The 491-nt window shown below is 63.5% G+C and carries 1 protein-coding gene; it reads right to left on the bottom strand.

What is annotated here, in order from left to right; genetic code table 11:
• On the bottom strand, positions 1-446 hold a 446-nt coding region (locus ACOSDM_RS20110), incomplete at its 3' end, for a transposase (RefSeq protein WP_420726317.1).
• Positions 447-491 lie beyond the last annotated feature (45 nt).

The raw sequence follows: 491 nt of genomic DNA, 5'->3' as shown, positions 1-491 counted from the left end.
CCGGGCCGGCCGCGCTGGAAGCGGGCCTTTGGCAGTAGACGGTGCCAATAGTCTTTCTGGGCGGTTCGGTGATAGATGAAGCGATAGATTGCTTCGTGGCTGATGGTCATGTCAGGGTTGGTTCGCGCCAGCCGGCCGGCGATTTGCTCGGGCGACCATCCCATCGCAAGGCGGTCGCGCACGAGCGCTCGCAGGGCTGGCTGGCGCGCCAGCTTGAAACGCCCGTCCCACCGCCGGCGCCGGTCGGCCAGGTCCTGGGCGCGTTCCGGCTGATAGCCACCGGGCCAGGCTTTTGTGCGCCGCCCGTTGCGCCGGATCTCGCGCGAAACCGTCGATGCGGAGCGCCCCAGCGTCGCCGCAATCGCTCGAAGAGATCTACCGCCTTCATGAAGGCGGTAGATCTCTATACGCTCCGAAAGACAGAGCTGATCATATGAATTTCCCATCGCAACACCGTTCTAGCAGTGTTGCACTTCTTTCGTGAGTCCTTG

This window comes from Hwanghaeella sp. LZ110 (genome assembly GCF_048892525.1).
GTDB lineage: Bacteria > Pseudomonadota > Alphaproteobacteria > UBA8366 > Aestuariispiraceae > Pacificispira.
Note: the sequence above shows the minus strand (reverse complement) of the source record. Positions and strands in the feature narration are given on the sequence as shown.